At 72.3% G+C, this 24,584-nt stretch carries 24 protein-coding genes and 1 pseudogene; 10 read left to right on the top strand and 15 right to left on the bottom strand.

The genetic code is table 11. The features are described from left to right. Positions 1-51: 51 nt before the first annotated feature. The 3 genes from BT341_RS36350 to BT341_RS45735 all read right to left on the bottom strand — a co-directional run bounded on the left by BT341_RS36350 (position 52) and on the right by BT341_RS45735 (position 2,094). Positions 52-960, bottom strand: coding sequence for a lytic transglycosylase domain-containing protein (locus BT341_RS36350; protein WP_072480529.1), 909 nt, complete (start codon positions 958-960; stop codon positions 52-54). Positions 961-1,083: 123 nt separating this feature from the next. Then, on the bottom strand, positions 1,084-1,566 hold the full coding sequence (locus BT341_RS36355) for a transcriptional regulator (RefSeq protein ID WP_072480530.1): 483 nt from the start codon (positions 1,564-1,566) through the stop codon (positions 1,084-1,086). Between the two features lie 360 nt (positions 1,567-1,926). After that, complete coding sequence (locus tag BT341_RS45735; protein ID WP_177328981.1) at positions 1,927-2,094, bottom strand: hypothetical protein; 168 nt, start codon at positions 2,092-2,094, stop codon at positions 1,927-1,929. Positions 2,095-2,196: 102 nt separating this feature from the next. Here BT341_RS45735 and BT341_RS36360 point away from each other — a divergent pair, with 102 nt between their 5' ends. Continuing rightward, positions 2,197-2,970, top strand: coding sequence for a crotonase/enoyl-CoA hydratase family protein (locus BT341_RS36360; RefSeq protein ID WP_072480531.1), 774 nt, complete (start codon positions 2,197-2,199; stop codon positions 2,968-2,970). A gap of 215 nt (positions 2,971-3,185) precedes the next feature. After that, on the top strand, positions 3,186-3,716 hold the full coding sequence (locus tag BT341_RS36365; RefSeq protein WP_072480532.1) for a GNAT family N-acetyltransferase: 531 nt from the start codon (positions 3,186-3,188) through the stop codon (positions 3,714-3,716). Here the strand turns inward: BT341_RS36365 and BT341_RS36370 are convergent. Continuing rightward, on the bottom strand, positions 3,713-4,849 hold the full coding sequence (locus BT341_RS36370) for a CaiB/BaiF CoA transferase family protein (RefSeq protein WP_072480533.1): 1,137 nt from the start codon (positions 4,847-4,849) through the stop codon (positions 3,713-3,715). The two genes, BT341_RS36365 and BT341_RS36370, sit on opposite strands and share 4 nt — an antisense overlap. An 11-nt stretch (positions 4,850-4,860) precedes the next feature. Then, positions 4,861-6,012, bottom strand: coding sequence for an acyl-CoA dehydrogenase family protein (locus BT341_RS36375; RefSeq protein WP_072480534.1), 1,152 nt, complete (start codon positions 6,010-6,012; stop codon positions 4,861-4,863). Between the two features lie 94 nt (positions 6,013-6,106). On the opposite strand from BT341_RS36375, the gene BT341_RS36380 reads away from it, so the two are divergent. The 3 genes from BT341_RS36380 (at position 6,107) to BT341_RS36390 (ending at position 9,465) form a co-directional block, all read left to right on the top strand. Next, a complete protein-coding gene (locus tag BT341_RS36380) occupies positions 6,107-6,724 on the top strand; it encodes a TetR/AcrR family transcriptional regulator (protein ID WP_072480535.1) in 618 nt (205 codons plus the stop codon). Positions 6,725-6,820: 96 nt separating this feature from the next. Further along, positions 6,821-7,744 (top strand): hypothetical protein, encoded by a 924-nt coding sequence (locus BT341_RS36385; RefSeq protein WP_072480536.1) that lies wholly within the window; start codon positions 6,821-6,823, stop codon positions 7,742-7,744. Positions 7,745-7,854: 110 nt separating this feature from the next. Continuing rightward, on the top strand, positions 7,855-9,465 hold the full coding sequence (locus tag BT341_RS36390; protein WP_072480537.1) for a succinic semialdehyde dehydrogenase: 1,611 nt from the start codon (positions 7,855-7,857) through the stop codon (positions 9,463-9,465). Positions 9,466-9,483: 18 nt separating this feature from the next. Here the strand turns inward: BT341_RS36390 and BT341_RS36395 are convergent, their stop codons facing one another. From BT341_RS36395 to BT341_RS36430, 8 genes and pseudogenes are all read right to left on the bottom strand, one after another. Further along, a complete protein-coding gene (locus tag BT341_RS36395) occupies positions 9,484-12,507 on the bottom strand; it encodes a helix-turn-helix transcriptional regulator (protein ID WP_072480538.1) in 3,024 nt (1,007 codons plus the stop codon). A 124-nt stretch (positions 12,508-12,631) separates the two neighbouring features. Next, positions 12,632-12,841, bottom strand: coding sequence for a hypothetical protein (locus tag BT341_RS36400; RefSeq protein WP_072480539.1), 210 nt, complete (start codon positions 12,839-12,841; stop codon positions 12,632-12,634). A 172-nt stretch (positions 12,842-13,013) separates the two neighbouring features. Further along, positions 13,014-13,217, bottom strand: coding sequence for a DUF397 domain-containing protein (locus tag BT341_RS36405; RefSeq protein WP_072480540.1), 204 nt, complete (start codon positions 13,215-13,217; stop codon positions 13,014-13,016). 12 nt (positions 13,218-13,229) lie between these two features. Then, complete coding sequence (locus tag BT341_RS36410; RefSeq protein ID WP_072480541.1) at positions 13,230-14,132, bottom strand: helix-turn-helix domain-containing protein; 903 nt, start codon at positions 14,130-14,132, stop codon at positions 13,230-13,232. A gap of 378 nt (positions 14,133-14,510) precedes the next feature. After that, entirely contained in the window at positions 14,511-15,404 is an 894-nt protein-coding gene (tesB, locus tag BT341_RS36415; protein ID WP_072480542.1) for an acyl-CoA thioesterase II, read from the bottom strand. Positions 15,405-15,440: 36 nt separating this feature from the next. After that, complete coding sequence (gene pyk / locus BT341_RS36420) at positions 15,441-16,865, bottom strand: pyruvate kinase (RefSeq protein ID WP_072480543.1); 1,425 nt, start codon at positions 16,863-16,865, stop codon at positions 15,441-15,443. Between the two features lie 91 nt (positions 16,866-16,956). Next, positions 16,957-17,622: a DUF2461 domain-containing protein gene (locus tag BT341_RS36425; protein ID WP_072480544.1), complete on the bottom strand. Its 666-nt coding sequence runs from the start codon at positions 17,620-17,622 to the stop codon at positions 16,957-16,959. A 161-nt stretch (positions 17,623-17,783) separates the two neighbouring features. Next, a pseudogene (locus BT341_RS36430) lies at positions 17,784-18,813 on the bottom strand (glycoside hydrolase family 18 protein); the annotation flags it as partial. Between the two features lie 207 nt (positions 18,814-19,020). On the opposite strand from BT341_RS36430, the gene BT341_RS36435 reads away from it, so the two are divergent. Next, entirely contained in the window at positions 19,021-19,329 is a 309-nt protein-coding gene (locus BT341_RS36435) for an ArsR/SmtB family transcription factor (protein ID WP_177329110.1), read from the top strand. A gap of 93 nt (positions 19,330-19,422) precedes the next feature. Here the strand turns inward: BT341_RS36435 and BT341_RS36440 are convergent, their stop codons facing one another. Then, positions 19,423-19,764 carry a winged helix-turn-helix transcriptional regulator gene (locus BT341_RS36440; RefSeq protein ID WP_072480546.1) on the bottom strand — a complete coding sequence of 114 codons (342 nt, stop codon included), beginning with the start codon at positions 19,762-19,764 and terminating at the stop codon, positions 19,423-19,425. A gap of 67 nt (positions 19,765-19,831) precedes the next feature. Between BT341_RS36440 and BT341_RS36445 the strand changes: the two genes are divergently transcribed. The 4 genes from BT341_RS36445 to BT341_RS36460 all read left to right on the top strand — a co-directional run bounded on the left by BT341_RS36445 (position 19,832) and on the right by BT341_RS36460 (position 23,288). Then, entirely contained in the window at positions 19,832-20,314 is a 483-nt protein-coding gene (locus BT341_RS36445) for a group II truncated hemoglobin (protein WP_072480547.1), read from the top strand. A 34-nt stretch (positions 20,315-20,348) separates the two neighbouring features. Then, on the top strand, positions 20,349-21,785 hold the full coding sequence (locus BT341_RS36450; protein WP_072480548.1) for an aromatic amino acid ammonia-lyase: 1,437 nt from the start codon (positions 20,349-20,351) through the stop codon (positions 21,783-21,785). 65 nt (positions 21,786-21,850) lie between these two features. Continuing rightward, entirely contained in the window at positions 21,851-22,429 is a 579-nt protein-coding gene (locus BT341_RS36455) for an RNA polymerase sigma factor (RefSeq protein WP_072480549.1), read from the top strand. Next, positions 22,422-23,288: a CU044_5270 family protein gene (locus BT341_RS36460; RefSeq protein ID WP_072480550.1), complete on the top strand. Its 867-nt coding sequence runs from the start codon at positions 22,422-22,424 to the stop codon at positions 23,286-23,288. The genes BT341_RS36455 and BT341_RS36460 overlap by 8 nt, the downstream gene beginning before the upstream one ends. A 48-nt stretch (positions 23,289-23,336) precedes the next feature. Here BT341_RS36460 and BT341_RS36465 read toward each other — a convergent pair whose 3' ends face one another. Then, a complete protein-coding gene (locus BT341_RS36465; protein WP_072480551.1) occupies positions 23,337-24,362 on the bottom strand; it encodes a 6-phosphofructokinase in 1,026 nt (341 codons plus the stop codon). Between the last annotated feature and the right edge of the window lie 222 nt (positions 24,363-24,584).

The following is a 24,584-nucleotide window of genomic DNA, read 5'->3' on the forward strand; positions in this document are numbered from 1 at the left end:
TCCGGCCCGAGTTGTCCACACTCGGCCTTGCCCGTGGATCGGCCCGGGCCTTCAGCCCTGCTTGCGAATGCTCTGCGCCGCCTTGGCGTAGCCGTCCGCCAGGCCGAACACCTTCTGCGCGTACTCCGTCGAGTTGTTGTACGACAGGATGCCCGCCCACCAGCCGCCCGGGCTCGCCATGTCGCGGCCGCCGGCGCAGAGGTACCGCGCGGCCGCCAACGCCGCGTCGTCGATCTGCTGGGGGTCGCCGAGGCCGTCGCCGTTGCCGTCCGAGGCCCACTTGCGCCACGTGCTCGGGATGAACTGCATCGGGCCGACCGCGCGGTCCACCGCCGGGTCGCCGTCGAAGCGGCCGCCGTCCGTGTCGCCGATCGCCTGGACTCCCGCGGAGCCGTCGAGGGGGACGCCGATGATCGGCTTCGACGGGCGGCCGTCCGCGCCGAGGACCGCGCCCGCGTACTGGCCGTGGTTGGACTCGATGCGGCCGATGCCCGCCAGCGTCGCCCACGAGATCCGGCACTTCGGCTGGTCCGCGCGCATCGCCAGCTCCGCGTTGCCGTAGGCCTGCAGCGCCCGCGCCGGGACGCCGGTGACCGCGGCGACCTGGCTCGCCCACTCCGACAGCGTCGACGGGCCGGTGCTGCGGGCCTGCTGCGGTGACGTCTGCTGCTCGGCCCCGCCGACCACGGCGCCGCCCGCCGGCGCGACCGAGCCCGGCCGGACGTCGGCCGCCTTGACCTGCAGGGCGGGGATTTCGGTGGTGAGCGGGCTCGCTTCCGGAGTCGACGCGCGCGTGACGAGCCAGACGCCGCCGCCGGCCACGGCCAGCACGGCGACGACCACGATCAGCCGGGTGAGCACGGCCGCGCCGGACGAGCGCGGCGCCGGTACGGCGGGGGCGGCTTCGTCGACTTCACCGTCGATCGGGTCGTCCTCGGTCTTTCCGGTCCTGGTGCGCACGAAACTCCGGTCCTCCAGCGTGGTGTCGACGAAGTGTCAACGAGCCCGCGCAGGTTAGCGTTACGCGGGTCGTCGCCATCGTCGCACCGCGCCGGTTCACCCGGCCGTGTGGAACCTGTCCCGTCAGGCGGACTTCTGCTGCCGCGCGAGCCGGGCGACGCACCAGGCCGGGGCGCTGCCGCGGCGCAGGTGCTGCAGGACGGTCATCGGCCCGAGCCGCCGGCTCAGGTCGGACGGCGCGAGGCCGGCCGCCCGGTAGTCGAGGGCCCGCTGGTCGAGCGGGCTGATGCCGGCGTCCCACCACTCCTCGGCTTCGGCGACGCCGCCGACCATCTGCCACCAGCCCGCGGCGGCGGTGAGCAGCTCCTCGGGCACCTCCGGCAGCCGGCGGCGCATGGCTTCGAGGTAGCCGGGGTCGGCCGACTCGACGGGCACGAACCGGGACTGCCCGGTACGGGCGCGCTGGCCGGGAATGCCCGGGGCCTGCGCGGGGGTGTCGGCCAGCCACGCGGAAGCGATGCGGTCGACCTCCTGCTCCTCCGGGGTCCGCTCGCGCTCGGCGGCCCACTGCCGGATCAGCGCGTCCACTCCGGGATCTCCGGTCATCCCTGCCTCCTTGTAGGTCCCCGACGGACAGGCCCTGACACCTGTCCCACGCGGTGGGGCCGCACGCACCCACCTGCACCTTGCTGAGTGGAAACTGCCTGCGTACCGGGGTTCTCCAGGGGGTCGGCGAACCACCCGATCACGCAATGTGAGCACCGTAGGGCCGGGGTGGCTTCCTCCGCCAGACCCCGGCCCGGACGAATTCGCCGACCTGCGCGTTTTGGGCCGCAATCCACCCGGATGGTCGAGCGATGGAGTCCGAAATCCGAGATTCGTGACACTCGGTGATTTACCGTCCGCTAACACGCAGGGTGACGACCGGCGCCGCCCCATGCGGTACCGGTCAGCGGGACCCGCGGGTCAGGAGAAGAGCGTCCGGAAGAACGTGACGATCGCTTCGGCGCCGTCCTTGAGCCAGCCGAGGACGCGGTGGACGAAGTCGGCGGACTGCGTCGGCTGGGTGATCAGGAAGAACAGCACGAGCGCGACCACGCCCACGATGAGTACCTTCTTCATCCCGCTCGACATGCGCTTCCTCCCCGGTCCGCCGTCCCCGTCCTGGGAGTGGCCACGCCCATACTCTAGGGAAGGCGTCCCCGGAAGACACCTCGATCAACCCCAGGAGCGGCGATGACCCGGAACGTGCTGGTCGAGCGCGACGGCGAAGTGACGACGATCACCATCGACCGTCCCGCCGCGCGGAACGCCGTCGACGGCCCGACCGCCGCCGAGCTGGCCGGCGCCTTCCGCGCGTTCGACGCGGACCCCGGCGCCGCGGTCGCGGTGCTCACCGGATCGGGTGGCACGTTCTGCGCGGGCGCGGACCTCAAGGCGATCGGCACCGATCGGATGAACCGGACTCACCCGGACGGGGACGGCCCGATGGGACCGACCCGGCTGCGGCTCGGCAAGCCGGTGATCGCCGCGGTGCACGGCCACGCGGTCGCGGGCGGGCTGGAGCTGGCGCTGTGGTGCGACCTGCGGGTCGCGGACGCGACGGCGGTGTTCGGGGTGTTCTGCCGCCGCTGGGGCGTGCCGCTGATCGACGGCGGGACGGTCCGGCTGCCGCGGCTGATCGGCCAGTCGCGGGCGATGGACCTGATCCTCACCGGCCGCCCGGTCGACGCCGCGGAAGCGTTCTCGATCGGCTTGGCCAACCGGCTCGTCCCGGCGGGTGAAGCGGTTTCCGCGGCACAGGAGCTGGCGCGGCAGCTGGCGGCGTTCCCGCAGGCGTGCCTGCGCGGGGACCGGCTTTCGGCGCTCGAGCAGTGGGGCCGGTCCGAAGAGGACGCGCTGGCGGCGGAGTTCACCGCGGCGATGGGCACGGGCGTGCTGGCCGTGGAAGCGGTCGACGGCGCGGCCCGCTTCGCCGGCGGCGCGGGACGCCACGGCAGCTTCACCTGACCAACAGGGCACCACGCGCGCCGCGAGGCACCGCACGGGCGCACCGGGATCACGCGCGCATCGAAAAGGCGGCCCGCGTGTCGCGCTCGTTCCCGGGTATCGCGCTGATGCGCGGCCAGTCCCGCCACTGTCCGCTCCGTGACCGGGCGTGGCTCGACCGGGTGGATCGCGCGACGGCGGCGTGGTTCCGGTCAAGCGGCCGATAAGGTCGGCGGATGGACGACGATGTTCCCAGAGTCGTGCTCCGGCCCGTGGCCGAGGCCGATCTCGATCTCCTGGAACGGCTGACCAACGATCCCGTCGCCGCCGGGGAGCACCAGTGGTTCGGCTGGCACGACCCCGGCTACCTGCGCCGCCGCTGGCAGGAGACCGGCATGCTCACCGCCGAGTCCGGCATGCTCGTGCCGACGCTCGGCGGCCGCGTGCTCGGCCTCGTCTCCTGGCACCGCAGCCGCACCGGGCCGACGTCCTACTGCTGGAACGTCGGTCTCGTGCTCGCCCCGGAAGCCCGCGGCCACGGCCACGGCACCGAGGCCCAGCGCCTGCTCGTCGAGTACCTCTTCGCTCACACGCAGCTCAACCGGGTCGAGGCGACGACCGAAGTGGACAACCGCGCCGAACAACGCTCGCTCGAGAAAGCCGGCTTCACGCGCGAAGGCGTCCTTCGCGGCTACGGATTCCGGGACGGCGAGTGGCGCGACAGCGTCGTCTACTCGGTCGTGCGCTCCGACCTCGGCAAGGGCTAGGCGATCACCCCTGCTTCGCGCAACGCTCCGAAGTCCGTGACGCCCAATTCGGCCAACACGGCTTCGGTGTCGGCTCCCTTGGCGTGCGGCGCTTCCGGCGTCGCCGGCGGGGTGCGGTCGAACCGCGGGGCCGGGGCGGGCTGGACCATGCCGCCGATCTCCACGAACGTGCCGCGTGCCGTGTTGTGCGGGTGCGACGGCGCTTCGGTCGGCGAGAGCACCGGCGTCAGGCAGGCGTCGGTGCCTTCGGCGCGGGCCACGAGCTCGTCGCGGGTGTGCTTGGCGATCGCGCCCGCCACGATCTCGCGCAGCTTCGGCCACTGCGACTTGTCGATGTGCAGGGGCAGCTCCGCCGGATCCAGCTCCAGGACCTTGACCAGGTCGCCCCAGAACCGCATCTCGATGGCGCCGACCGCGACGTACTTGCCGTCGGCGGTTTCGTAGGTGTCGTAGAACGGCGCGCCGCCGTCGAGCATGTTCTCGCCGCGCTCGTCGGACCACAGGCCGGCCGCCTTGATGCCGTGCAGGCTGGTCGTGAGCAGGGCGGCACCGTCGACCATCGAGGCGTCGACGACCTGACCGCGCCCGGAGGTGGTGCGTTCGTAGAGCGCGGCCAGGATACCCATGGCCAGCAGCAGCCCGCCGCCGCCGAAGTCGCCGACCAGGTTGAGCGGCGGCACCGGCCGCTCGCCGGCGCGCCCGATCGGCTCGAGCGCGCCGGCGATGCCGATGTAGTTGATGTCGTGCCCGGCGGCGCGGGCCAGCGGGCCGTCCTGGCCCCAGCCGGTCATCCGGCCGTAGACCAACCGCGGGTTGCGGGCGTGCACGACGTCCGGGCCGAGGCCGATCCGTTCCGCGACGCCCGGCCGGAAGCCCTCGATGAGGACGTCGGCGGTGTCGCACAGCTTCAGCACCAGCTCGACGCCTTCGGGTGTCTTGGTGTTGATGCCGACCGACCGCCGGCCGCGGGCGAGCGGGTCGGCCGGGATGCCGAGCACGTCCTCCCCCGGCGTCGCCCGGTCGACGCGGACGACGTCGGCGCCGAGGTCGGCGAGGATCATCGTGGCGAACGGCCCGGGCGCGAGCCCGGCGAGTTCGACCACCTTCAGGCCGCTGAGCGGACCTGTTTTCATGACGGGTCCTTTCAGAGCGAGCGGGAGATGATTTCCTTCATGATTTCGCTGGTCCCGCCGAAGATCCGGGAGATCCGGACGTCGGCCCAGGCACGCGCGATCGGGTACTCGGTCATGTAGCCGTAGCCGCCGAAGAGCTGCACGCAGTCGTCGATCACCTTGTTGACGCGTTCGGTGGTCCACAGCTTCGCCATCGCCGCGCCCTGGACGTCCAGCTCGCCCTTGAGGTGCCGTTCGATGCACTGGTCCAGGAACGCCCGCGCCACCGCGGCTTCCGTGGCCGCTTCGGCGAGGGTGAACTTGGTGTTCTGGAAGGAGAAGATCGGCCGGCCGAACGCCGTGCGCTCCTTGGTGTACTCCAGCGTCAGGTCGACCGCGGCCTCCAGCCCGGCCACCGCGGTGACGGCGATGATCAGCCGTTCCTGCGGCAGCTGCAGCATCAGCTGGATGAAGCCCTGGCCCTCGGCGTCGCCGAGCAGGTTGGCGGCGGGCACGCGGACGTCGTCGAAGAACAGCTCGGCGGTGTCCTGGCCCTTGAGGCCGACCTTGTCGAGCACGCGGCCGCGGCGGAAGCCCGGCGTGTCGGTCTCGACGACGATCAGCGAGACGCCCTGCGCGCCGGCGTCCGGGTCGGTCTTGCACGCGACGACGACCAGGTCGGCGTGGAAGCCGTTGGTGATGAAGGTCTTGGCGCCGTTGAGGACGTAGTGGTCGCCTTCGCGGACCGCGCGCGTCTTGATGCCCTGCAGGTCCGAGCCGGTGCCGGGCTCGGTCATCGCGATCGCGCCGACCATCTCGCCGCTGGCCAGCTTCGGCAGCCACTCGCGCTTCTTCTCTTCCGAGGCGTAGGCGAGCAGGTAGTGCGCGACGATTCCATTGTGGACGGTCACGCCCCACGCGCTGTCGCCGGCCCGGGCCTGCTCTTCGTAGAGCACGGCCTCGTGCGCGAACGTGCCGCCGCCCCCGCCGTACTCCTCGGGGATGGACAGGCAGAGCAGGCCGACCTCGCCCGCCTTGTTCCACAGCTCGCGGTCGACCTTCTTCTCCGCCGCCCAGCGTTCCTGGTGCGGGACGGCTTCCTTCTGCAGGAACGACCGCGACAGCTCACGGAGGTCTTCGAGCTCGGTCGTGCTCCACGAGCTCTTCGGCAGTTGCAGCGGCACGGGACCCTCCTGCTGGAAAACATGACGACTAGAATGTAAGTTCTGATCGGAATGTACATCCGTACCGGCCGGTAGGTAAAGCAGGGAGGCCGCGGTGACCGCTACGGCACACCGGACCCAGGCGCAGCGGCGCGAGCAGACCCGCACCGCGCTGCTCGACGCCACCATCGACTGCCTGGTCGACCTCGGCTACGCACGCACGTCGGTGCAGGAGATCTGCGCCCACGCCGGCGTGTCGAAGGGCGCGGCGCAGCACCACTTCACCACCAAGGCCGAGCTGATGGCGGCCGCGGTCGAGCACCTGACCACGAAGCTGCGCCGCCGGCTCGCGGCGTCGCTGGACGAGCTGCCCGGCGGCGGCTCCGGCGTCGCCGCGGCGATCGACCTGCTGTGGACCGGCTACTCCGGCACGCTCTCCACCGCCGTCACCGAGCTCTGGGTCGCCGCTCGCACCGATCCCGAGCTGCGCGCGGCCATCCGCCCGGTCGACCGGGCGCTGGGCCGCGCCACGCTCGAGCACGTCACCCAGGTCGCCGGCGACCTGCCGCCCGAGCGCGCGGAGATGCTGTTCTGGCTCACCGTGAACCTCACCCGCGGCCTGGCGCTGGACGCCGAGCTCGGCGGCGACCCGAACCGGCGGCGGCAGCTGCTGGACGAGTGGAAGCGGATCGCGGTGTTGCTCTACCAGGACGCAACGGCTGCGCCGAGCTGACCAGCACGCCGCCCGCGGCGTGCACCAAGGCCGCTTTCCCCCTTATCCCCCAGGCGGATTCGTGGTCCAATCCCCCGGAACAGAGGGGAGCACCCGATGACCGCCAGCCCGTACCCCTACGCCCCTCCTCCGGCACCGCAGCAGCGTCCGCCCGCCGACCCCGGCACGTTGTTCCGGCTCCTGGCCGGGATTCTCGGCGTGCTCGCCGCGGTGCTCGTGGTGGCCGGGTCGTTCCTGCCGCAGACGTCGTTCGAGCAGATCGTCGGCGGCAAGACCGACAGCAAGCAGACGGTCAGCGCGTGGGGGCGCTCGTTCGACGTCGAGCCCGACGACCAGGCGAAGAAGTTCTACGAGAACACGCACGTCGCGCGCTACGGCATCCCGCTGACCGCGGGCGCGGTGGTGCTGCTGGCCGGCGCCGGGCTGGCGTTCGCGGGCTCGCGGCGTTCGGCGGGCGCGGGGGTGCGCTCCGGCGCCCGCACCGCGCTCGTGGCCGGCGGCGCCGGCGTGACCGCGGCGGTGTGGATGCTCGGCATGGACGTCTCGGCGACCTTGAGCTACCAGTCCGACGACGGGTCGGTCAAGTCGCTCTACGCCACCGGCAGCGGGTTCTGGGTGCTGCTCGGCGGCGGGGTGCTGGCGCTGCTGGCGGCGGTCTTCGCGGCGCTGCCCGGACGGCGGGCGCCCGCGGCGCCCCCGTACCAGCCGCAGTCACGGCCGTACCCGGCGCCGCCGCAGTACGCGCAGCCGTATCCAGGGGCCTACCCCGCATCGCCGCCGTATCCGGCGTCGCAGCCATCCCCCGTACAGAGCGGCCAGCCGACGTCCCAGCCCTTCCCGGCCCAGCCCGGTGAGACGCCCGGTCCGTCGTCGCAGCCGTTCCCCGCGCAGCCCGGCGGGCTGTCCTCACGGCTCGACGACCCCTACGGCGGCGTGACGCAGGCCCAGCCCCATCCCGGGAAGCAAGCGCCGACCGAGCCGACCTACCAGCTCCCGCCGCTGAACCCGCCCAATATGTGAATCTTATTCACATCAGACTGGACATCTGACGTACCGACGGTATGGTGTACCCGTCGGTAACCCCTGCGCGGCGTCGCGCGGACTCCGGACGCCGCGGAACGGAGACGTCAATGACCAGCACGACCCCCGCGAACACCGTCGAGGACACCACGCTCCCGGCGACCGTCGGCGGCGTGGCCGGAGCGCCCGGTTCGGCGCGGGCGGCCGAGCTCGTCGCCCGGGTGACCGGCGGCGCCGACTCGGCGCCGATCCGCATGCGCGCGCCCTTCACCGGGCAGCCGATCGCGACCCTGCCCCAGGCCACCGACGCCGACGTCCGCACCGCGTTCGCCGCCGCGCGGACGGCCCAGCGGGCGTGGGCCGACCGCTCCCCCGCCGAACGCGCCCGCGTGCTGACCCGGCTGCACGACCTGGTGCTGGCGCGGCAGGACGAGGTGCTCGACCTGGTCCAGGTCGAGGCGGGCAAGGCGCGGCTCGACGCGTTCGACGAGGTCAGCGCGACCGCGCTGGTCGCGGCCTACTACGGCAAGCACGCCCCGAAGCTGCTGGCCCCGCGCCGCGCCGCCGGGGTCATCCCCGGCCTCACGCGGGCCGGCGAGATCCGGCACCCGAAGGGCGTCGTCGGCATCATCTCGCCGTGGAACTACCCGCTGGCGCTCACCGCGATGGACGTCCTGCCCGCGCTCGCGGCCGGCAACGCCGTGGTCCAGAAGCCGGACAACCAGACCGCGCTTTCGGCGCTCTGGCTGCACGAACTCGCCGGAGAGGCCGGGCTGCCCGCCGGGACGTGGCAGATCGTCCTCGGCCGGGGCTCGAAGATCGGCACCGCGCTGGTCGAGGAGTCGGACTACCTGTGCTTCACCGGGTCGACGCCGACGGGCAAGGAGCTGGCCGGCCAGGTCGCGAAGCGGCTGACGTCGTACTCCCTGGAGCTCGGCGGCAAGAACCCGATGATCGTGCTGCCCGACGCCGACATCGCCAAGGCCGCGGCGGGCGCGGTGACGGCCTGCTTCTCCTCGGCGGGCCAGCTGTGCGTGTCGGTCGAGCGGATCTACGTCCACGAGGACATCCGCGAGGAGTTCACCCGGGCGTTCGTCGCCCGCACGGCCGCGCTGAAGCTCGGCGGCGCGCTGGACTACCACGCCCAGATGGGGTCGCTGACGTCGGAAGAGCAGCTCGCGACGGTGTCGGCGCACGTCGAAGACGCCCGCGCGAAGGGCGCTTCGGTGCTCACCGGCGGCCGTGCCCGGCCCGATCTCGGACCGCTGTTCTACGAGCCGACGGTGCTTTCCGGCGTCACTCCCGACATGGTGCCGTTCGCCGAGGAGACGTTCGGGCCGGTCGTGTCGATCTACGGCTACACCGACGTCACCGAAGCGATCGACCGGGCCAACGACACGCCGTTCGGGCTCAACGCCAGCGTCTGGTCGCGCAACGGCCGCGCGGGCTGGGAGGTCGCGGCGCGGCTCAAGGCCGGGACGGTCAACGTCAACGAGGGCTACGCGGCGACGTTCGGCAGCGTGGCGGTGCCGATGGGCGGGATGAAGGAGTCCGGTGCCGGTCGCCGCAACGGTGCCGAAGGCCTGCTGAAGTACACCGAATCCCAATCGATCGCGCTGCAGCGCGGGCTGGCGCTCCGGCCGCCGAAGCGCGTCCCGGGCTCGCTGTGGTCGCGCGGCATGACGTTCGGCCTGAAAGCCCTCCGCCGCCTGCCCCGCTGACTCCTCCGGCCCCTTCCGTCACGCGTGTTCGGTGGTCGGGGCCGTCAGCAGGCCGCGGTCGTAGGCGATGGCCACCGCTTCCGCGCGGCGGCTCGCGCCGAGTTTCGCCATCACGCGGGACAGGTGGACGCTCACCGTCTTCTCGCTGATGTACAGCTCCTCGCCGACCTGGCGGTTCGTTCGGCCCAGCGCCACGCGCTCGAGGACGTCGCGCTCGCGGTCGGTCAGCGGGTCGGTGACCGCGCGGACCGGGGACGGCGGTTGCGCGCCCGCCAGCTCGACCCGGGCGCGGTGCGCCAGGTCGCGGACGGCGTCGCGCAGCGGGATCGCGCCCAGCCGGACCGCGACCGCGTGGGCCGCTTCGAGGGAGGCGCGAGCGTCGGCGTCCGCGCCCAGCAGGGCTTCGGCCTCGTGCCACCGGCAGATTGCCTGCTCGTACACGGCGCCGTAACCGAACGCCTCGGCCGCGGCCGCCCACTTCGCGGCGTCGCCCCGGCCCGGCAGGCAGGACGCCGCCGCCTCCAGGCGGGCCAGCCACGCCCGGCCCTCCGGCCCGAGCTGCCCGGACCGCGGCTGCCCGACGACCGCGCACATCCGGCCGTGCGCCAGCATCCGCTCCCCCGCCGCCACCGCGGCGTCGGCCGCGGCGTGATCGCCGCGGACGCGCGCGTCGGCGGCCAGCGCGGCCGACGCGGTCACGCCGAGCGCGGCGATCCGGATCCCGGCGAGCAGGCCGGGTTCGATCCGCTCCAGCCAGCCGATCAGGTCCTCGGCCCGGCGGACCGCCTCGGCGTGCTCGCCCTGCCAGTACGCCAGCTCGATCCCGGCGGCGCCCACCGACAACGGGATCTGCATGTCCGCCGTCCAGTGCCGGCGCAGCCCCGCGACGAGCTTGGCGGCTTCGTCGAACCGCCCGCGGGCGACGACGAACAGCGACCAGATGGCCTGGATCCGCGCGGCGACGGCGCTGGACACCCCGCGCCCGGCCCGGCCCGCGCTCTCGTCCGGCCAGTCACCCATCAGGTAGCGCAGCATCAGCTGCCGTGCCCGCAGCTCCAGCCCGTAGACGCTCCAGCTCAGCCCGGCCTCTTCGGCGCGCGCGACGCCGCGGGCGGCGTGCGCCAGCGCTTCGGCGAACTCGCCCTGGTCATCGTGGCTCAGCGCCAGGAAGTAGGTCGCGCGGATCTCGGTGTTCAACGCGCCGGCGTCCCGTGCCTTGCGTTCGGCCTGGCGCAGCCACTCGCGGGCCTCGGCCGCGTCACCCCTCGAATCGGCCAGCGTGCCCAGGGTGACCAGCGCCGACGCCTCCGCGCCCGCCGCGCCGACCGCCTGCGCGTCGGCGACCGCGGTGAGCGCGCTGTCCAGCGCCGCCTCGGGCTGCTCGAGGATCCGGAGGAACCCGGCCCGGCTGGCCAGCACCCACGCGCGTGCCGAGCTGGGCTCGGTGTCCTTCACCAGGTCCCAGGCCCGGTCGATGGCCGCGACGGCCTCGTCGAGGGTGCCTTCCAGGGCGAGCAGCGCGTCCGCCAGCCGCCGCCAGACCTTCGCGGCCCGGTCGTTCGGGATCTCCGGGGTCAGCGCCTGGGTGGCCGAGCGGGCGAAGGCGACGGCCCGCTCGGGCTCACCGGACGTGCCCGCGAAGTAGGACGCCTCGTACAGCAGCCGCAGCTCGTCGAACCCCTCGGGCCGGTCGGCCGGCGGGACCGCGTCCCAGATGGACAGTGCCTGCTCGACGTGCTGCAACGCCGACCCGGGCGCGCCCAGCTTCTCGGCCTCGTCCATGGCGCGCAGCAACGCGGGCAGGGCCGTGACCAGGTCGCTGCTTTGCATCGAGTGGTAGGCCAGCTTCGCGTCGTGCCCGCGGCCCTGCGGTCGTGCCTTGATCCGCGCCGCGTACGCCGCGTGTGTCCGCGACCGCTCCCCCGGCAGCAGGTCGCCGTACACCGCTTCCTGCAGCAGCGCGTGGCGGAACGTGTAGGAAGCGTCGGAGAGCACCACCAGGACGTGGTGCTGGACCGCTTCGCGCAGTGCCTCGTCGAGCTCCAGCTCCCCGAGCCCGGAGACCTCCGCGAGCGCGGCGTGCATGACCGGTTCGTTGGCCACCGAGATCACCCGGGCGACCTTGCGCGCGTCCGGCGAGAGCCGCTCGAGCCGCGACAGCAGCACCTCGGCCAGCCCGGCGGGCAGGTCGTTGCACTCGGTCTTGGTGGCCAGCAGCTCCTCGGCGAAGAACGGGTTGCCCTCGGAGCGGGCGACGATGTCGGAGACGACGTCGGCGGGCAGCGGCTCGTCGGCCAGCGCCTCGACGAACCGGCGGGCGTCGGCGGCGCCGAAGGGGTGCAGGTCGACGCGCTCGACGGTGGCGAGCCGGACCAGCTCCGCGAGGAGGCCGCGCAGCGGATGGCGCCGGTGCACGTCCTCCTCGCGGTAGCTGCCCACGACCAGGAGCCGCTGCGCCCGCAGCCTGCTGAGCAGGAAGGACAGCAGGTTGCGGGTCGAGGCGTCGGCCCAGTGGAGATCCTCCAGCAGGATGACCACCGGCCGCGACTCGGCGATCTCGGTCAGCACCCCCAGTACCGCGTCGAACAGCTGCAGCTGACCGAGATCCTGCTCCGGCCGGGGGCGCACCATGGTTTCCCGGTCGTTCGAGGTCATCGGCGGGTGCTCGGCCGCGCGGGGCTCCTCGACGCCCTGGCCCTGCGGCAGCAGCCGCCCGAGCGCGGGCCGGGCCCGCACCGCGGCGGCGATCACCGGGTCCGCCGAGCTGCCCAGCGGGGCGAGCGCTTCGGCGAACGGAAGATAGGGAAGACCGCCCTCGCGGACGTCGATGCAGCGGCCGGTGAGCACCAGCCCACCGCACGCCGTGACGTGCTCGCCGAGCGCGGTCAGCAGCCGGGTCTTGCCGACCCCGGCGTCCCCCGAGAGCAGCACCGCGCCGGCTTCGCCACGTTCTGCCCTGGCGAAGGCGGCGCGGAGCCGCCGCATCTCGTGGGTACGGGCGACGAGCGGGATTCCGGAGCCGAGTCGGGGCACGAGGAGCATTGTCGCCTACCCCACCGACATTTTTTCGGGGGCTCGGGTGGCGGAGCCCCCGACCTGGGGCGTAGCCCCAGATGTCACCGACAGTTTCCGACCGCTTATCGCCATCGCCACCATCACCCGCCCCTTACCGGGCGGTTTCGCCGACGCCGGCGGTCTCCCGCGCGGCCTCCCGGCGCTCCTGCTTCGGTACGTCGACGTCGGCGCGCGAGGCCCGCAGGTGGCGGGCGGCGCGGCGGGCGCGGACGGCCCAGGCGCTGCGCCCGGCCTTCCGCAGTTCCTCGGCCCGGTAGGCGGCTTCGGCGCGGACCGCGTCGAGCATGAGATCGCTGTGCATCGTGTTCCCCTGTTCCCTGAATCTCCGGTTGGTAGCACTCAGGTTCGTCCTGAGGGGGCCCCTCAGGCATCGGGTGATCACGCACGCTGCCGCGCAAAAGACCCCTTACTCCCGGCCGGGCCCAGCTCGGCGGGGGTAAGGGGTCTTTCGGTAGCGACCTTTCGGTAGCGGCTCAGTCGCGCGCCGGGCCGCCGGTCCGCACCGCGGCCAGCAGCCCCCGCCAGCCCGACGCGGGCAGGCGGAACGCACCACCTTCGGGGTCCTTCGAGTCGCGCACGGCGGCGCCCCCGGCGACGAACGCGACCTCGACGCAGTCGTTGCCGCCGCCGCTGTGGCTGCTCTTGCGCCACCGCGCCCCGGAGAGTTCGGCTTCCATGGTCCCCACTCCTTACTGTGTCCTCGGTTCCAGTTGGTGCACCGGAGCCGGTACGGCCGCCTGTTCGGCGAACCGTCCGGCGGCCTCGGCGATCAGCGACACCGAGTCGTCCGGTTTCAGTGCGGCCGCGCGCAGATGGTCGAACATCAGCCCGTAGCGCCGGACGTCTGTGGGTTCCTCCAGGTAGAGGCCGCTGGAGGTGCTGTCGTCGACGTAGACGACGTCCGGGTCGGCCTGCTCGGGGAAGCCCATGATCAGGAAGGGCCCTTCCATCCCCGGGTGCGCGCCGGCGCCGAACGGCACGACCTGGATGGTCACGTTCGGCTTCTCGGCGACCGCGACCATGCGGTAGAGCTGCTCGGCCATCACGTCGGGCCCGTCGACGACCCGGTGCAGCACGGCTTCGTCCATCACCGCCCAGTACTCCGGTGGCGGCGTGTCGGACAGCAGCTCCTGGCGCGCCATCCGGGCGGCGACGCGGCGGCGGATCTCGGCCTCTTCGGCGTCCGGCCGCAGCGCCCGGATCACCGCGCGGGCGTACCGCTCGGTCTGCAGCAGCCCGGGCACCAGCAGGGCTTGGAACGCGCGCAGCGAGCTCGCGTCGGCTTCGAGACCGACGAACGTGCCGGTGAAGACCTCGTTGTAGGCGTGCCACCAGCCGCGTTTGCGGGCCTCCCTGGCCAGCTGGACGAGCGCTTCCTGCTCGTCACCGGTGATGCCGTAGAGCGCCAGCATGTCGCGCGCGTCGCGCGGGGTGACCCCGACGTGGCCGGTCTCGATGCGGCTGATCTTCGACGCGGAGCACTCGAGCTTCTCGCCCACTTCGTCGATGGTGAGATCCGCGGCTTCGCGCAGCCGGCGCAGCTCGCCCGCGAGCCGACGGCGGCGGACCGTGGGGCTCTGTCCCCTTGCCATCGCGGCACCTCCGGATGTCGACGGCGCCTTCGCCGTGCACGTGCTTCCTGTATCTAACCAGCCGGGCGTGGACGTGGTGGAGCATTAACACGGTGCCGAATTCCCGGCACCGAACTGCAATTTGCAGAATGCTCTTGTATCCTCGCACCCTGCGCTGCGACCGGAGGAGGCACACGCCGGGTGGTTCGCCCGCCATGGCCACGACCGGCCTCTGAGCAGGGTAGACGATGATCGTACGGCGTGCTGTCCGATCATTTGACGAAGGGGTCCGGGGCCGTCCCCCGATCGGTCCCGGGCCCCTTCCGCGAGCGAGGTGCCCTATTCCGGCGCCGAATATTCTGGCTATTCGTCGCCCGGAAGGGTGATTTCCGGCGGGCTTCAGAGGACCCGCAGCAGTCCTTCTTGGACGACCGTCGCGATGAGCGTGCCGTCTTCGGCGAAGAACCGGCCCGTGGCCAGGCCGCGGGCGCCGGACGCCGTCGGCGAGACGCTGTCGTAGAGGAACCACTCGTCGGCGCGGAACGGCCGGTGGAACCAGAGCGCGTGGTCGAGGCTGGCGCCGAGCACCTTGTCGGTGTCCCAGTAGACGCCGTGGCGGGCGAGCACCGAGTCGAGCAGCGTCATGTCGGAGGCGTAGGTCAGCACGCAGACGTGCAGCAGCTGGTCCGCGGGCAGCTTCCCGTCGGCGCGCATCCACACCTGGTTGCGCGCGGGCCGCTCGCCGGTCTCGCGGGTGACCCACGGCGGCTCGTTGACGTACCGCAGGTCGATCGGCCGCGGCCGGGCGTGCGCGCCGATCGCGTAGCCCTCGGCGCGTTCCATCAGCGTCGGCAGCGTCTCCGGCGCGGGCACGCCCTCGGGCATGGTTTCGGCGTGTTCGATGCCCGGTTCGTCCTTCTGGAACGACGCCGAGAGCGAGAAGATCGCCTTGCCGTGCTGGATCGCGACGACCCGGCGGGTGGTGAACGACCGGCCGTCCCGGATGCGGTCGACCTCGTAGACGATCGGCACGCTCGGGTCGCCGCCACGGATGAAGTACGCGTGCAGCGAGTGCACCCGGCGCTCTTCCGGCACCGTGCGCCCGGCCGCGACCAGTGCCTGGCCGGCGACCTGCCCGCCGAACACGCGCACCGGCGAGTGGGCGGGCGAGACGCCGCGGAAGATGTTCTCTTCGATCTTCTCCAGGTCGAGCAGCGCGACCAGGCGGTCCAGCACGGGCTGGCCGCCGCCGGAGATCTCCTGCTCGGCGGCGGCCCTGGCCATCTCAGTCATGGCTGGAGCTTAAGGGCATACCGGGCGGTCGGTCCCTCAAGCGTGGTCGTCTTCACCGAGCCGGTGCACCCGGATCAGGTTGGTCGACCCGACGGTCCCCGGCGGGGAACCGGCCACGATGACGACCAGGTCGCCCTTCTGGTACTTGCCCATCTCCAGCATGGCGTGGTCGACCTGCTGGATCATCTGGTCGGTGGAGCTGACCTGCGGGACGATGTGGGTGTTGGTGCCCCAGGTCATCGACAGCTGGCTGCGCACGCACTCTTCGGGCGTGAAGGCCAGCAGCGGCAGCCGCGTGTGCAGGCGGGCCAGGCGGCGCACGGTGTCGCCGGACTGGGTGAACGCCACCAGGGCCTTCGCGTTGAGCCGCTCGCCGATGTCGCGGGCGGCGTAGGAGATCACACCGCGCTTGGTGCGCGGGACGTGCGACAGCGGCGGCACGATCGGCGAGTCGGTCTCGACCGCCTCGATGATCCGGCCCATGGTCTGCACGGTCTCGATCGGATACCGGCCGACGCTGGTCTCGCCGGACAGCATCACCGCGTCGGTGCCGTCGAGCACCGCGTTCGCGACGTCGGAGGCTTCCGCGCGGGTCGGGCGGGAGTTGTTGATCATCGACTCGAGCATCTGCGTCGCGACGATGACCGGCTTCGCGTTCTCGCGGCAGATCTGGATGGCGCGCTTCTGCACCAGCGGGACCTGCTCCAGCGGCAGCTCGACGCCGAGGTCGCCGCGGGCGACCATGACGGCGTCGAAGGCCAGCACGATGGCTTCGAGGTTGTAGACGGCCTCGGGCTTCTCGATCTTGGCGACGACCGGCAGCCTGCCCTTGCCGACCCGGTCCATCACCTGGTGGACCAGGTCGATGTCGGCGGGCGAGCGGACGAACGAGAGCGCGATGAAGTCGACGCCGAGCTCGAGCGCGAACTCGAGGTCCTCGATGTCCTTGTCGGACAGCGCCGGCACCGAGACGTCCATGCCCGGCAGCGAGACGCCCTTGTTGTTGCTGACCGGGCCGCCCTCGGTCACCTCGCAGACGACGTCCGGACCCTCGACCTGCTTGACGACCAGGCCGACCTTGCCGTCGTCGACGAGCAGCCGGTCACCCGGCTTGGCGTCCTTGGCCAGGCCCTTGTAGGTGGTCGAGACACGGTCGTGGGTGCCGGCGACGTCCTCGACCGTGATCCGGACGATGTCGCCGGTGTGCCACTCGACCGGGCCGCCGGCGAAGGTGCCGAGGCGGATCTTGGGGCCCTGCAGGTCGGCGAGGATGCCGACCGCCCGGCCGCTCTCCGCGGCCGCGGCCCGGATCAGGTCGTAGACCTGCTTGTGGTCGCTGTGGCTGCCGTGGCTGAAGTTCATCCTCGCCACGTCCATGCCCGCGTCGACGAGGGCCCGCATCTTCTCCGGCGTTGCGGTGGCGGGGCCCAGGGTACAAACGATCTTCGCGCGTCGGCTCACGTTCGCACAGCGTAGTCCTTCTCCGCGCGTACGTCTGTACCGATCCCGAAAAGTTCAGAGAAACGGTTCAGAAACCTGCCGGGTCAGGTGGTCAGCGGCGGGGCTGCTCGCTCGGGCCGACCCGGTCGCGGGCCCACTCGTTGAACTCGCGCAGCTGCCGCCAGGCCTTCCGGACGCGGTCGAGGGCGCCCCGCTCGTGCAGGACGTCGTCCGGCTCCCAGGCCCGGATCGCGTACACCGAGCGGTAGCGCAGCAGGTCGAGCCGGGGGTGGTCGTCGGGGAACCCGCGCGGCTTCGACTTCAGCCGGTCGCCGCGGACCTCCCAGCCGCCGCGCTCGAGCTTGGCCAGGATCTTCCGCAGCGCCTCGCCGTGCAGCTCGGTGTCGACGGCCGTGCGGAACCGCGCGATCTGGTCGGACTGCAGGTGGAAGCACCCGCCGCCGACGCGCAGCCCGGCCGGGCCGACCTCGACGTAGTAGGCCCCGCCGCCGCGGCCCTGCTCGATCACCGCGCCGCAGTGCGTCTTGTACGGCGTCTTGTCCTTGGCGAACCGGACGTCCCGGTAGGGACGGAACACCTTGGGCTCGCCGAAGCCGTCGGAGAACTCCGGCGCGAGTTCGGCGAGCAGGGCCTCCATCGGGGCGCGGACGTCGTTCTTGTACGTCTCGACGTGGTCGTCCCAGTAGGGCTTCGAGTTGTCCTCCACGAGGCCGTCGTAGAAGTCGACGGCGTACTCGCCGAATCCGCTGAACTTCACGCCCGCGACGATAAACCGGTGGACCGACGGTTTCCGCCGGTCCCCCGGCGTGGCGCGCCGGGACGTGCTCGCCGAACTGCTGCGTGTCGCTGCGGAGCACCCACCCGCCGGAGCGGTCTGACCCCGGTGTGGCCCGGCCGGGGCCGGCCACACCGGGATGCTCACTTGGCGACGGCCGTGCTCAGCTCGCCGTCGGCGGTGTCACCCGACAGCTCCCAGAACATCGCGCCGCCGAGGCCCTGGGTCCGGGCGTAGGAGATCTTGCCGGCGATGGCCGAGGGCGTGTCGTGGCTCCACCAGTCGCTGCCGCACTTGGCGTACGCGGTCCCGGTCGGCGGGCAGGACGCCTTGAGGATCTTGTAGTCCTCGATGCCCTGCTCGTACTTGCCGGGCGCCGGGCCGGTCGCCGTGCCGCCCGGCGCGTCCTGCGTGACTCCGGTCCAGCCGCGGCCGTAGAAGCCGATGCCGAGCAACAGCCTGCCCGGCGGGACGCCCTTGCTCTTGAGCTTCTGGATCGCCGCGTCGGAGGAGAAGCCGGCGGTCGGGATGCCGGAGTACGACGTCAGCGGCGAGTGCGGAGCCGTCGGGCCCTGCGCCGCCCAGGCGCCGAAGTAGTCGTAGGTCATGACGTTGAACCAGTCGACGTACGGCGCCGCCGTAGTCGGCCGCGTCGAGCTTGCCGCCGCTGGTGCCGTCGGCGGTTCTCGCCGCGGTGACCAGCTTCGAGCCGAACTTCGCGCGCAGCGCCCGCAGGACGTTCTTGAAGGCCGCCGCGCCGCTGGTGTCGCAGGTCAGGCCACAGGCGTTGGGGTACTCCCAGTCGATGTCGATGCCGTCGAAGACCCCCGCCCAGCACGGGTCGTTGACCAGGTTGCAGCAGGAGTTCGCGAACGCCGCGGGGTTCTGCGCGGCCTGCGCGAAGCCGCCCGACCACGTCCGGCCGCCGAACGACCAGAGCACCTTCAGCCCCGGGTGCTTGGCCTTGAGCTTCTTGAGCTGGTCGAAGCTGCCGGCGAGCGGCTGGTCCCACGGGTCGGCGACGCCGCCCGCGGCATCGTAGGTCTTCTGGTAATCGGCGTAGGCGTCGCCGATCGCACAGCCGCCGTTCGTCACGTTGCCGAAGGCGTAGTTGATGTGCGTCAGCTTGCTCGCCGAGCCCGACGTCTCGATGTTCTTGACGTGGTAGTCGCGGCGGGGCGCTGACGCCACCCGCGTCGAGGCCGGCGGCGGCCGCCACAGTCAGCAGCGCCGAGTAGCTCTTCCTGCGGAACCGGGACACGCTTTCTGTCTTCGGAGAATTACTGACCAGTTAAGGGATCGAACCAATGGTTCAGACCAAGTCGGACACGGGTGCATGCCTTGACAGGAATATGCCCGCCGGAGCACCTTTCAGGGGTGATGCAGACGTTCGAGGTGCTGGCCGAACCGCGCCGCCGCACGATCCTGGACCTGCTGCGCGACGGCGAGCGTTCGGTGGGCGAGCTGGTCGACGCGCTGGAGCTGAGCCAGCCGGCGGTGTCGAAGCACCTGCGGGTGCTGCGCGAGGCGGGGCTGGTGACGGTGCGGATCGCAGCCCAGAAGCGCTGCTACGCGCTACGCCCGGAGCCCCTCGCCGAGGTCGACGCCTGGCTGGCGCCTTACCGCCGGTTCTGGAGCGAGCGCCTGGACGCACTGGAACGGCGCCTGGACGAGACCGACCCGCGCTGACGAGCGCCCCAAGGCGGCCTTCGGTGCGCGAGACGCAACCAAGGCCGCCTTCGGTGCGTCACACGCAACCAATGTGGCCTTGGGGCGCTCCGGTCAGTGCTCCGGTGGTGGCTCGAACACGATTCCCCGGTCGGCCGCGCGGTGCTCGCCCCACTCGTACAGCGCCGTGAGCGCCGGGCGCAGCTGCTCCCCCACCTCCGTCAGGTGGTATTCGACGTGCGGGATCCGGCCGTCGAACTCCACCCGGCGCACGATCCCGTCCGCCGCCAGCTCGCGCAGCTGCTGGGTGAGCATCTTCTCGCTCACGCCCGGCATGCGTCGCCGCAGTTCGCCGTAGCGGTGCGCGCCTTCCTTCAGGTGCGCCAGGATCACCGGCTTCCACTTGCCGCCGATCAGGTCGACCGCCAGCTCGACCGCGCAGTGGTACCGCTTCATCCCGCTCTCCCTACGCACCGGAAAGTACGTGGTTGCCCGCCCGGGCCGCCCCTGGTTGCCTGACCGGGTGATCGTGCCAGAAACCCCGCCCACCCCCACCCTCTACGACTGGGCGGGCGGCCACGAAGCCCTCGTCGAGCTGCTCACCGTCTTCTACCGGCACGTCCTGGAAGATCCGCTGCTCGAACCCGTCTTCCGCGGCATGGCCCCGGACCACCCGAAGCACGTCGCGGTGTGGCTCGGCGAGGTCTTCGGCGGACCGGCCGAGTACTCCGCGAACCACGGCGGGCACGCCCACATGGTCGGGCGGCACCGCGGGCGCGGCATCACCGAAGCGCAGCGCCGCCGCTGGGTGACGCTGCTGCTCGACGCCGCCGACGAAGCCGGGCTGCCCGCCGATCCCGAGTTCCGGGCGGCGTTCGCCGGCTATCTCGAGTGGGGCAGCCGCCTGGCCGTCGTCTTCTCGGCGCCCGGCGCCGAACCGGACCCGCACGAACCCGTGCCGCGCTGGGACTGGCCGATGCCGCCCTGGCAGCCGCCGCCGGCCTAGCCGCATAGTGAGGGCAGCCGGAAGGAGGCTGCCCTTGATCCGGGTCGACGGCCGGACCCTGCGCTGCGCGGACGTGGTCACCGCGGCGCGCACCGAAGGTCCGCTGGACATCGACGTCTCGATCGCCGCACTCCGCGCGGCCGAGCACGCCTGGAAGCTCGCCGGGGAACTGAGCACGCGGCGGCGCGTCTACGGCCGCACCACCGGCGTCGGCGCCAACAAGGACGACACCGTCGAAAGCTCGAAGGAGCACGGGCTGCGCCTGCTGCGCAGCCACGCCGGTGGCAGCGGCGACGCGATGCCGCCCGGCCAGGTGCGGGCGATGATGCTGATCCGGCTCAACCAGCTGCTCGCCGGACGGTCCGGCATCAGTCCCGAGCTGATCGGCGCGCTGGCCGAAGCCGTCCGCACCGGCGCGCTGCCGCTCGTGCACCGGCTCGGCGCGATCGGCACCGGCGACCTGGCGCCGCTGGCCGAGACCGCGCTGGCGCTCACCGGCGAACGGCCGTGGCGGCACGGGCACGTGCCGCCGGTGCCGGTGCACGCCGGAGACGCGCTGGCCTTCATGAGCAGCAACGCCGCCACCCTCGCCGAAGCGACCCTCGCCGCGATGCGGCTCGACACGCTCACCCGGGCCAGCCACGCCGTCGCGGCGCTGACCTACGTCGCGCTCGACGGCAACCCCGAGGCGTACGCGACACCTGTGCACGAAGCGCGTCCCCACGCCGGGCAGGTCGCCTGCGCGGCGGAAATGCGGCGGCTGCTGGGCATGCACCAGACGCCGAAGCCGGGACGGCGGATCCAGGACCCGTTCGGGCTGCGCGCGTTCCCGCAGGTGCAGGGCCCGGCGCTGGACGCGATCCACTACCTGCGCGACGTCCTCGCCGTGGAGATCAACGCCAGCACCGAAAACCCGATGATTTCGACCGTCCACGGCGACGCCTACCACCACGCGCACTTCCACACCGCATACGTGTCGACGGCGCTCGACCAGGCGCGCGCGACCGTGCACCAGGTGGCGGAGCTGTCGGTGGCGCGGCTGGGCGACCTGGTCGAGCCGGAGTTCACCGGGCTGCGGCCCTTCCTCGCCGCGGGGCCGCCGGGCAGCTCCGGCGTGATGATCCTGGAGTACGTGGCCCACGACGCGCTCACCGAGCTGCGCCAGGCGGCCCTCCCGGCCACTCTCGGCACGGCGGTGGTTTCGCGAGGCATCGAGGACCACGCGAGCTTCTCGACGCAGGCGGCCCGCGCGGCGACCGCCGCGTGCCAGGCCTACCAGCAGGTGCTGGGCTGCGAGCTGGTGGCGGCGGTCCGGGCGCTGCGGATGCGCGAGGCGGACCTGCTGGACCTGCCGGTGCGCGACGCGTTCGAAGCGGCTTCGGCGGTGCTGGACGGCAGCGTCGACGACCGGCCGCTCACCGACGACATCGCCGCCGCGGTCGGCGTCCTGGATCGGCTGGCGCGCATCTGACGTGAACCCGATCCGCCCGTTCCACCAATAACGGGAGCAGACGGCGGACGACAGGCAGGCGGTTCATGAGTTCACCAGGCGTGGTCGACGCGGAGATCATCGCGTCGTCACTGCGGCACCCCGAACGGTTCGCGGTGGTCTTCGACCGCCACGCCGCGCACATCCATCGTTACCTCGCCCGGCGGCTGGGCGGCCAGGCCGCCGACGACCTGATGGGCGAGACGTTCCTGATCGCCTTCGCCTGCCGTACCCGCTACGACCCGGCGTTCCCGAGCGCGCGGCCGTGGCTCTACGGCATCGCGACCAACCTCGTCGGCCGGCGCCGTCGCGAAGAGGCCCGCGAATACCGGCTGCGAGCCGCTCTCGGGCCGCCCGCCGAGCAGGACGGTCACGCGGACCGGGTCGCCGAGCGGGTGACGGCGCAGGCGATGAACGGCCGGCTGGCCGCCGCGCTGGCCGGGCTGGCGCGCGGGGACCGCGACGTGCTGCTGCTGATCGCCTGGGAAGGCCTGGCGTACGAGGAGGTCGCTGCGGCGCTGGGAATCCCGGTCGGCACCGTCCGGTCACGCCTGAACCGCGCCCGCCGCAAGGTCCGCGCGGAACTGGGACATGCGCCCACGGAGGAGGTTTCGAACCATGGATGACCTGCAGCTGCTGCGCGACTTCGCCGGACCCGCCGAGCTGCCGCCGCGCGAGGATCTCGCCCGGAAGCGGGCCGAACTGCTCACCGCCACGGCCTCGGCACGCCGCCCGCACCGGCGCGCGCTCTGGGGCGGGGTCACCGCGGCCGGGCTCGCCGCGGCCGTCGCCGCCGTCGTCGTCCTCGCCCCCGCCGACACCGCGGCCCCGCCGGATCCGGTACCCGAACCGGTGCGCATCCTGCACGCCGCGGCCGCGAAGGCCCGCGCCCGCCCCGACCTCGTCCCGCGGCCGGACCAGTTCGTCTACACGAAGACGCGGCTCGCGGACGGGCGGGTGAACGAAACGTGGGCTTCGGTCGACGGCACTCACGACGGGCTCGCGTTCCTCTTCGGCCACGAAACCGAACTGGCGGGCTGCCGCGACGGGAAGCGTGTCCAGAAGGAAAGCCACGGCCGGGTGGTGACGAACCGGTGCGTGCCCCACCCCGCCGCTCCCGCGGATCTGCCCACGGACGCCGACGCCATGCTCGCCTACCTGCACCAGAGCACCTACGGCGAAGGCGACACGCTGCACGACCTCGGCCGTGAGGTCGTCGACCTGGCCGGCGGCTACCTGCGCCCGGCGGTGCGGGCCGCGCTCTACGAGGCCGTGGCCAAGGTGCCCGGCCTGGTCGCCCGCACCGACGCGAAGGACGCCACCGGCCGGGCCGTCCTCGGGATCACCTGGAACAGCACGACCGAGCACGGGATCGGCAACCAGGACGAGTTCCTGTTCGACCCGGTCACCTTCGCCTACCTCGGCTCCGGTACCGATGCGGTGGTGAGCCAGGGCATCGTCGACGCGGTTCGGCAGCGGCCCTGAAACGCGTGAAGGGCCGCCCCAGACGGGGCGGCCCTTCGACGTGCGGGGTCAGCCGAAGAAGACTTCGGCTTCCTGGTAGCGCTCGACCGGGACCGTCTTCAGCTCGGCCGTCGCCTCGGACAGCTTCACGCGGACGATCTCCGTGCCCTTCAGGGCGACCATCACGCCGAAGTCGCCGTCGGCGACCGCGTCCACCGCGTGCAGGCCGAACCGGGTCGCCAGGACGCGGTCGTAGGCCGTCGGGGTGCCGCCGCGCTGGACGTGGCCCAGCACGACCGCGCGGGACTCCTTGCCGGTGCGGGAGGCGATCTCGTCGGCCAGCCAGGTGCCGATGCCGCCGAGGCGGACGTGCCCGAAGGCGTCCTTCTCGCCGGTGAGCAGCTTCTCCTCGCCACCCTCGGGCAGCGCGCCCTCGGCGACGACGATGATCGGTGCGTACTCCTTCTCGAAGCGGCGCTCGACCCACTCGACGACCTGGTCGACGCTGAAGTGCTTCTCCGGCACCAGGATCACGCTGGCGCCGCCGGCCAGGCCGGAGTGCAGCGCGATCCAGCCGGCGTGGCGGCCCATGACCTCGACGACCAGCGCCCGGTGGTGCGACTCGGCGGTGGTGTGCAGCCGGTCGATCGCCTCGGTCGCGATGGACACCGCGGTGTCGAAGCCGAAGGTGTAGTCGGTGGCGCCGAGGTCGTTGTCGATCGTCTTGGGCACGCCCACGACGCCGACGCCGTCGTCGGTCAGGCGCTTCGCGACGCCGAGGGTGTCCTCGCCGCCGATCGCGATCAGCGCGTCGACGCCCTGGTCGGCGAGGACCTGCTTGATCTTGTCGACGCCGCCGTCGACCTTGTACGGGTTGGTGCGCGAGGACCGCAGGATGGTGCCGCCGCGGGTGAGGATATCCTCGACGTCGTTGAGGCCGAGCGGACGGCTGTCCCCGGTGAGCGGGCCGTTCCAGCCGTTGCGGAAGCCCACGAAGTCCCAGCCGTGGACCTCGATGCCCTTACGTACCACCGCGCGGATCACCGCGTTGAGCCCCGGGCAGTCGCCGCCGCCGGTCAGCACACCGACACGCATGAGAAGCCTCCGTGTGTTCTCTGGAGATGACAGTCACATTTCGTCGGTCGCCAGCGTAGCGGCAAACGTCTTGATCGGTGCAGCCCGGACCACCTGCCGAATCGGTCCGGGGCCGGGGTGTGCTACGTTGACCCCGTGCAGCGCTATTTCTGGTTTACGAAGCCGGCCCCGGGTGGGCACGGCGGCGTGAACCTGCGCTGACCTCCACCCCGAGCCGGATCT

Origin of the sequence: Amycolatopsis australiensis, from assembly GCF_900119165.1 — a bacterium.
Taxonomy (GTDB): domain Bacteria; phylum Actinomycetota; class Actinomycetes; order Mycobacteriales; family Pseudonocardiaceae; genus Amycolatopsis; species Amycolatopsis australiensis.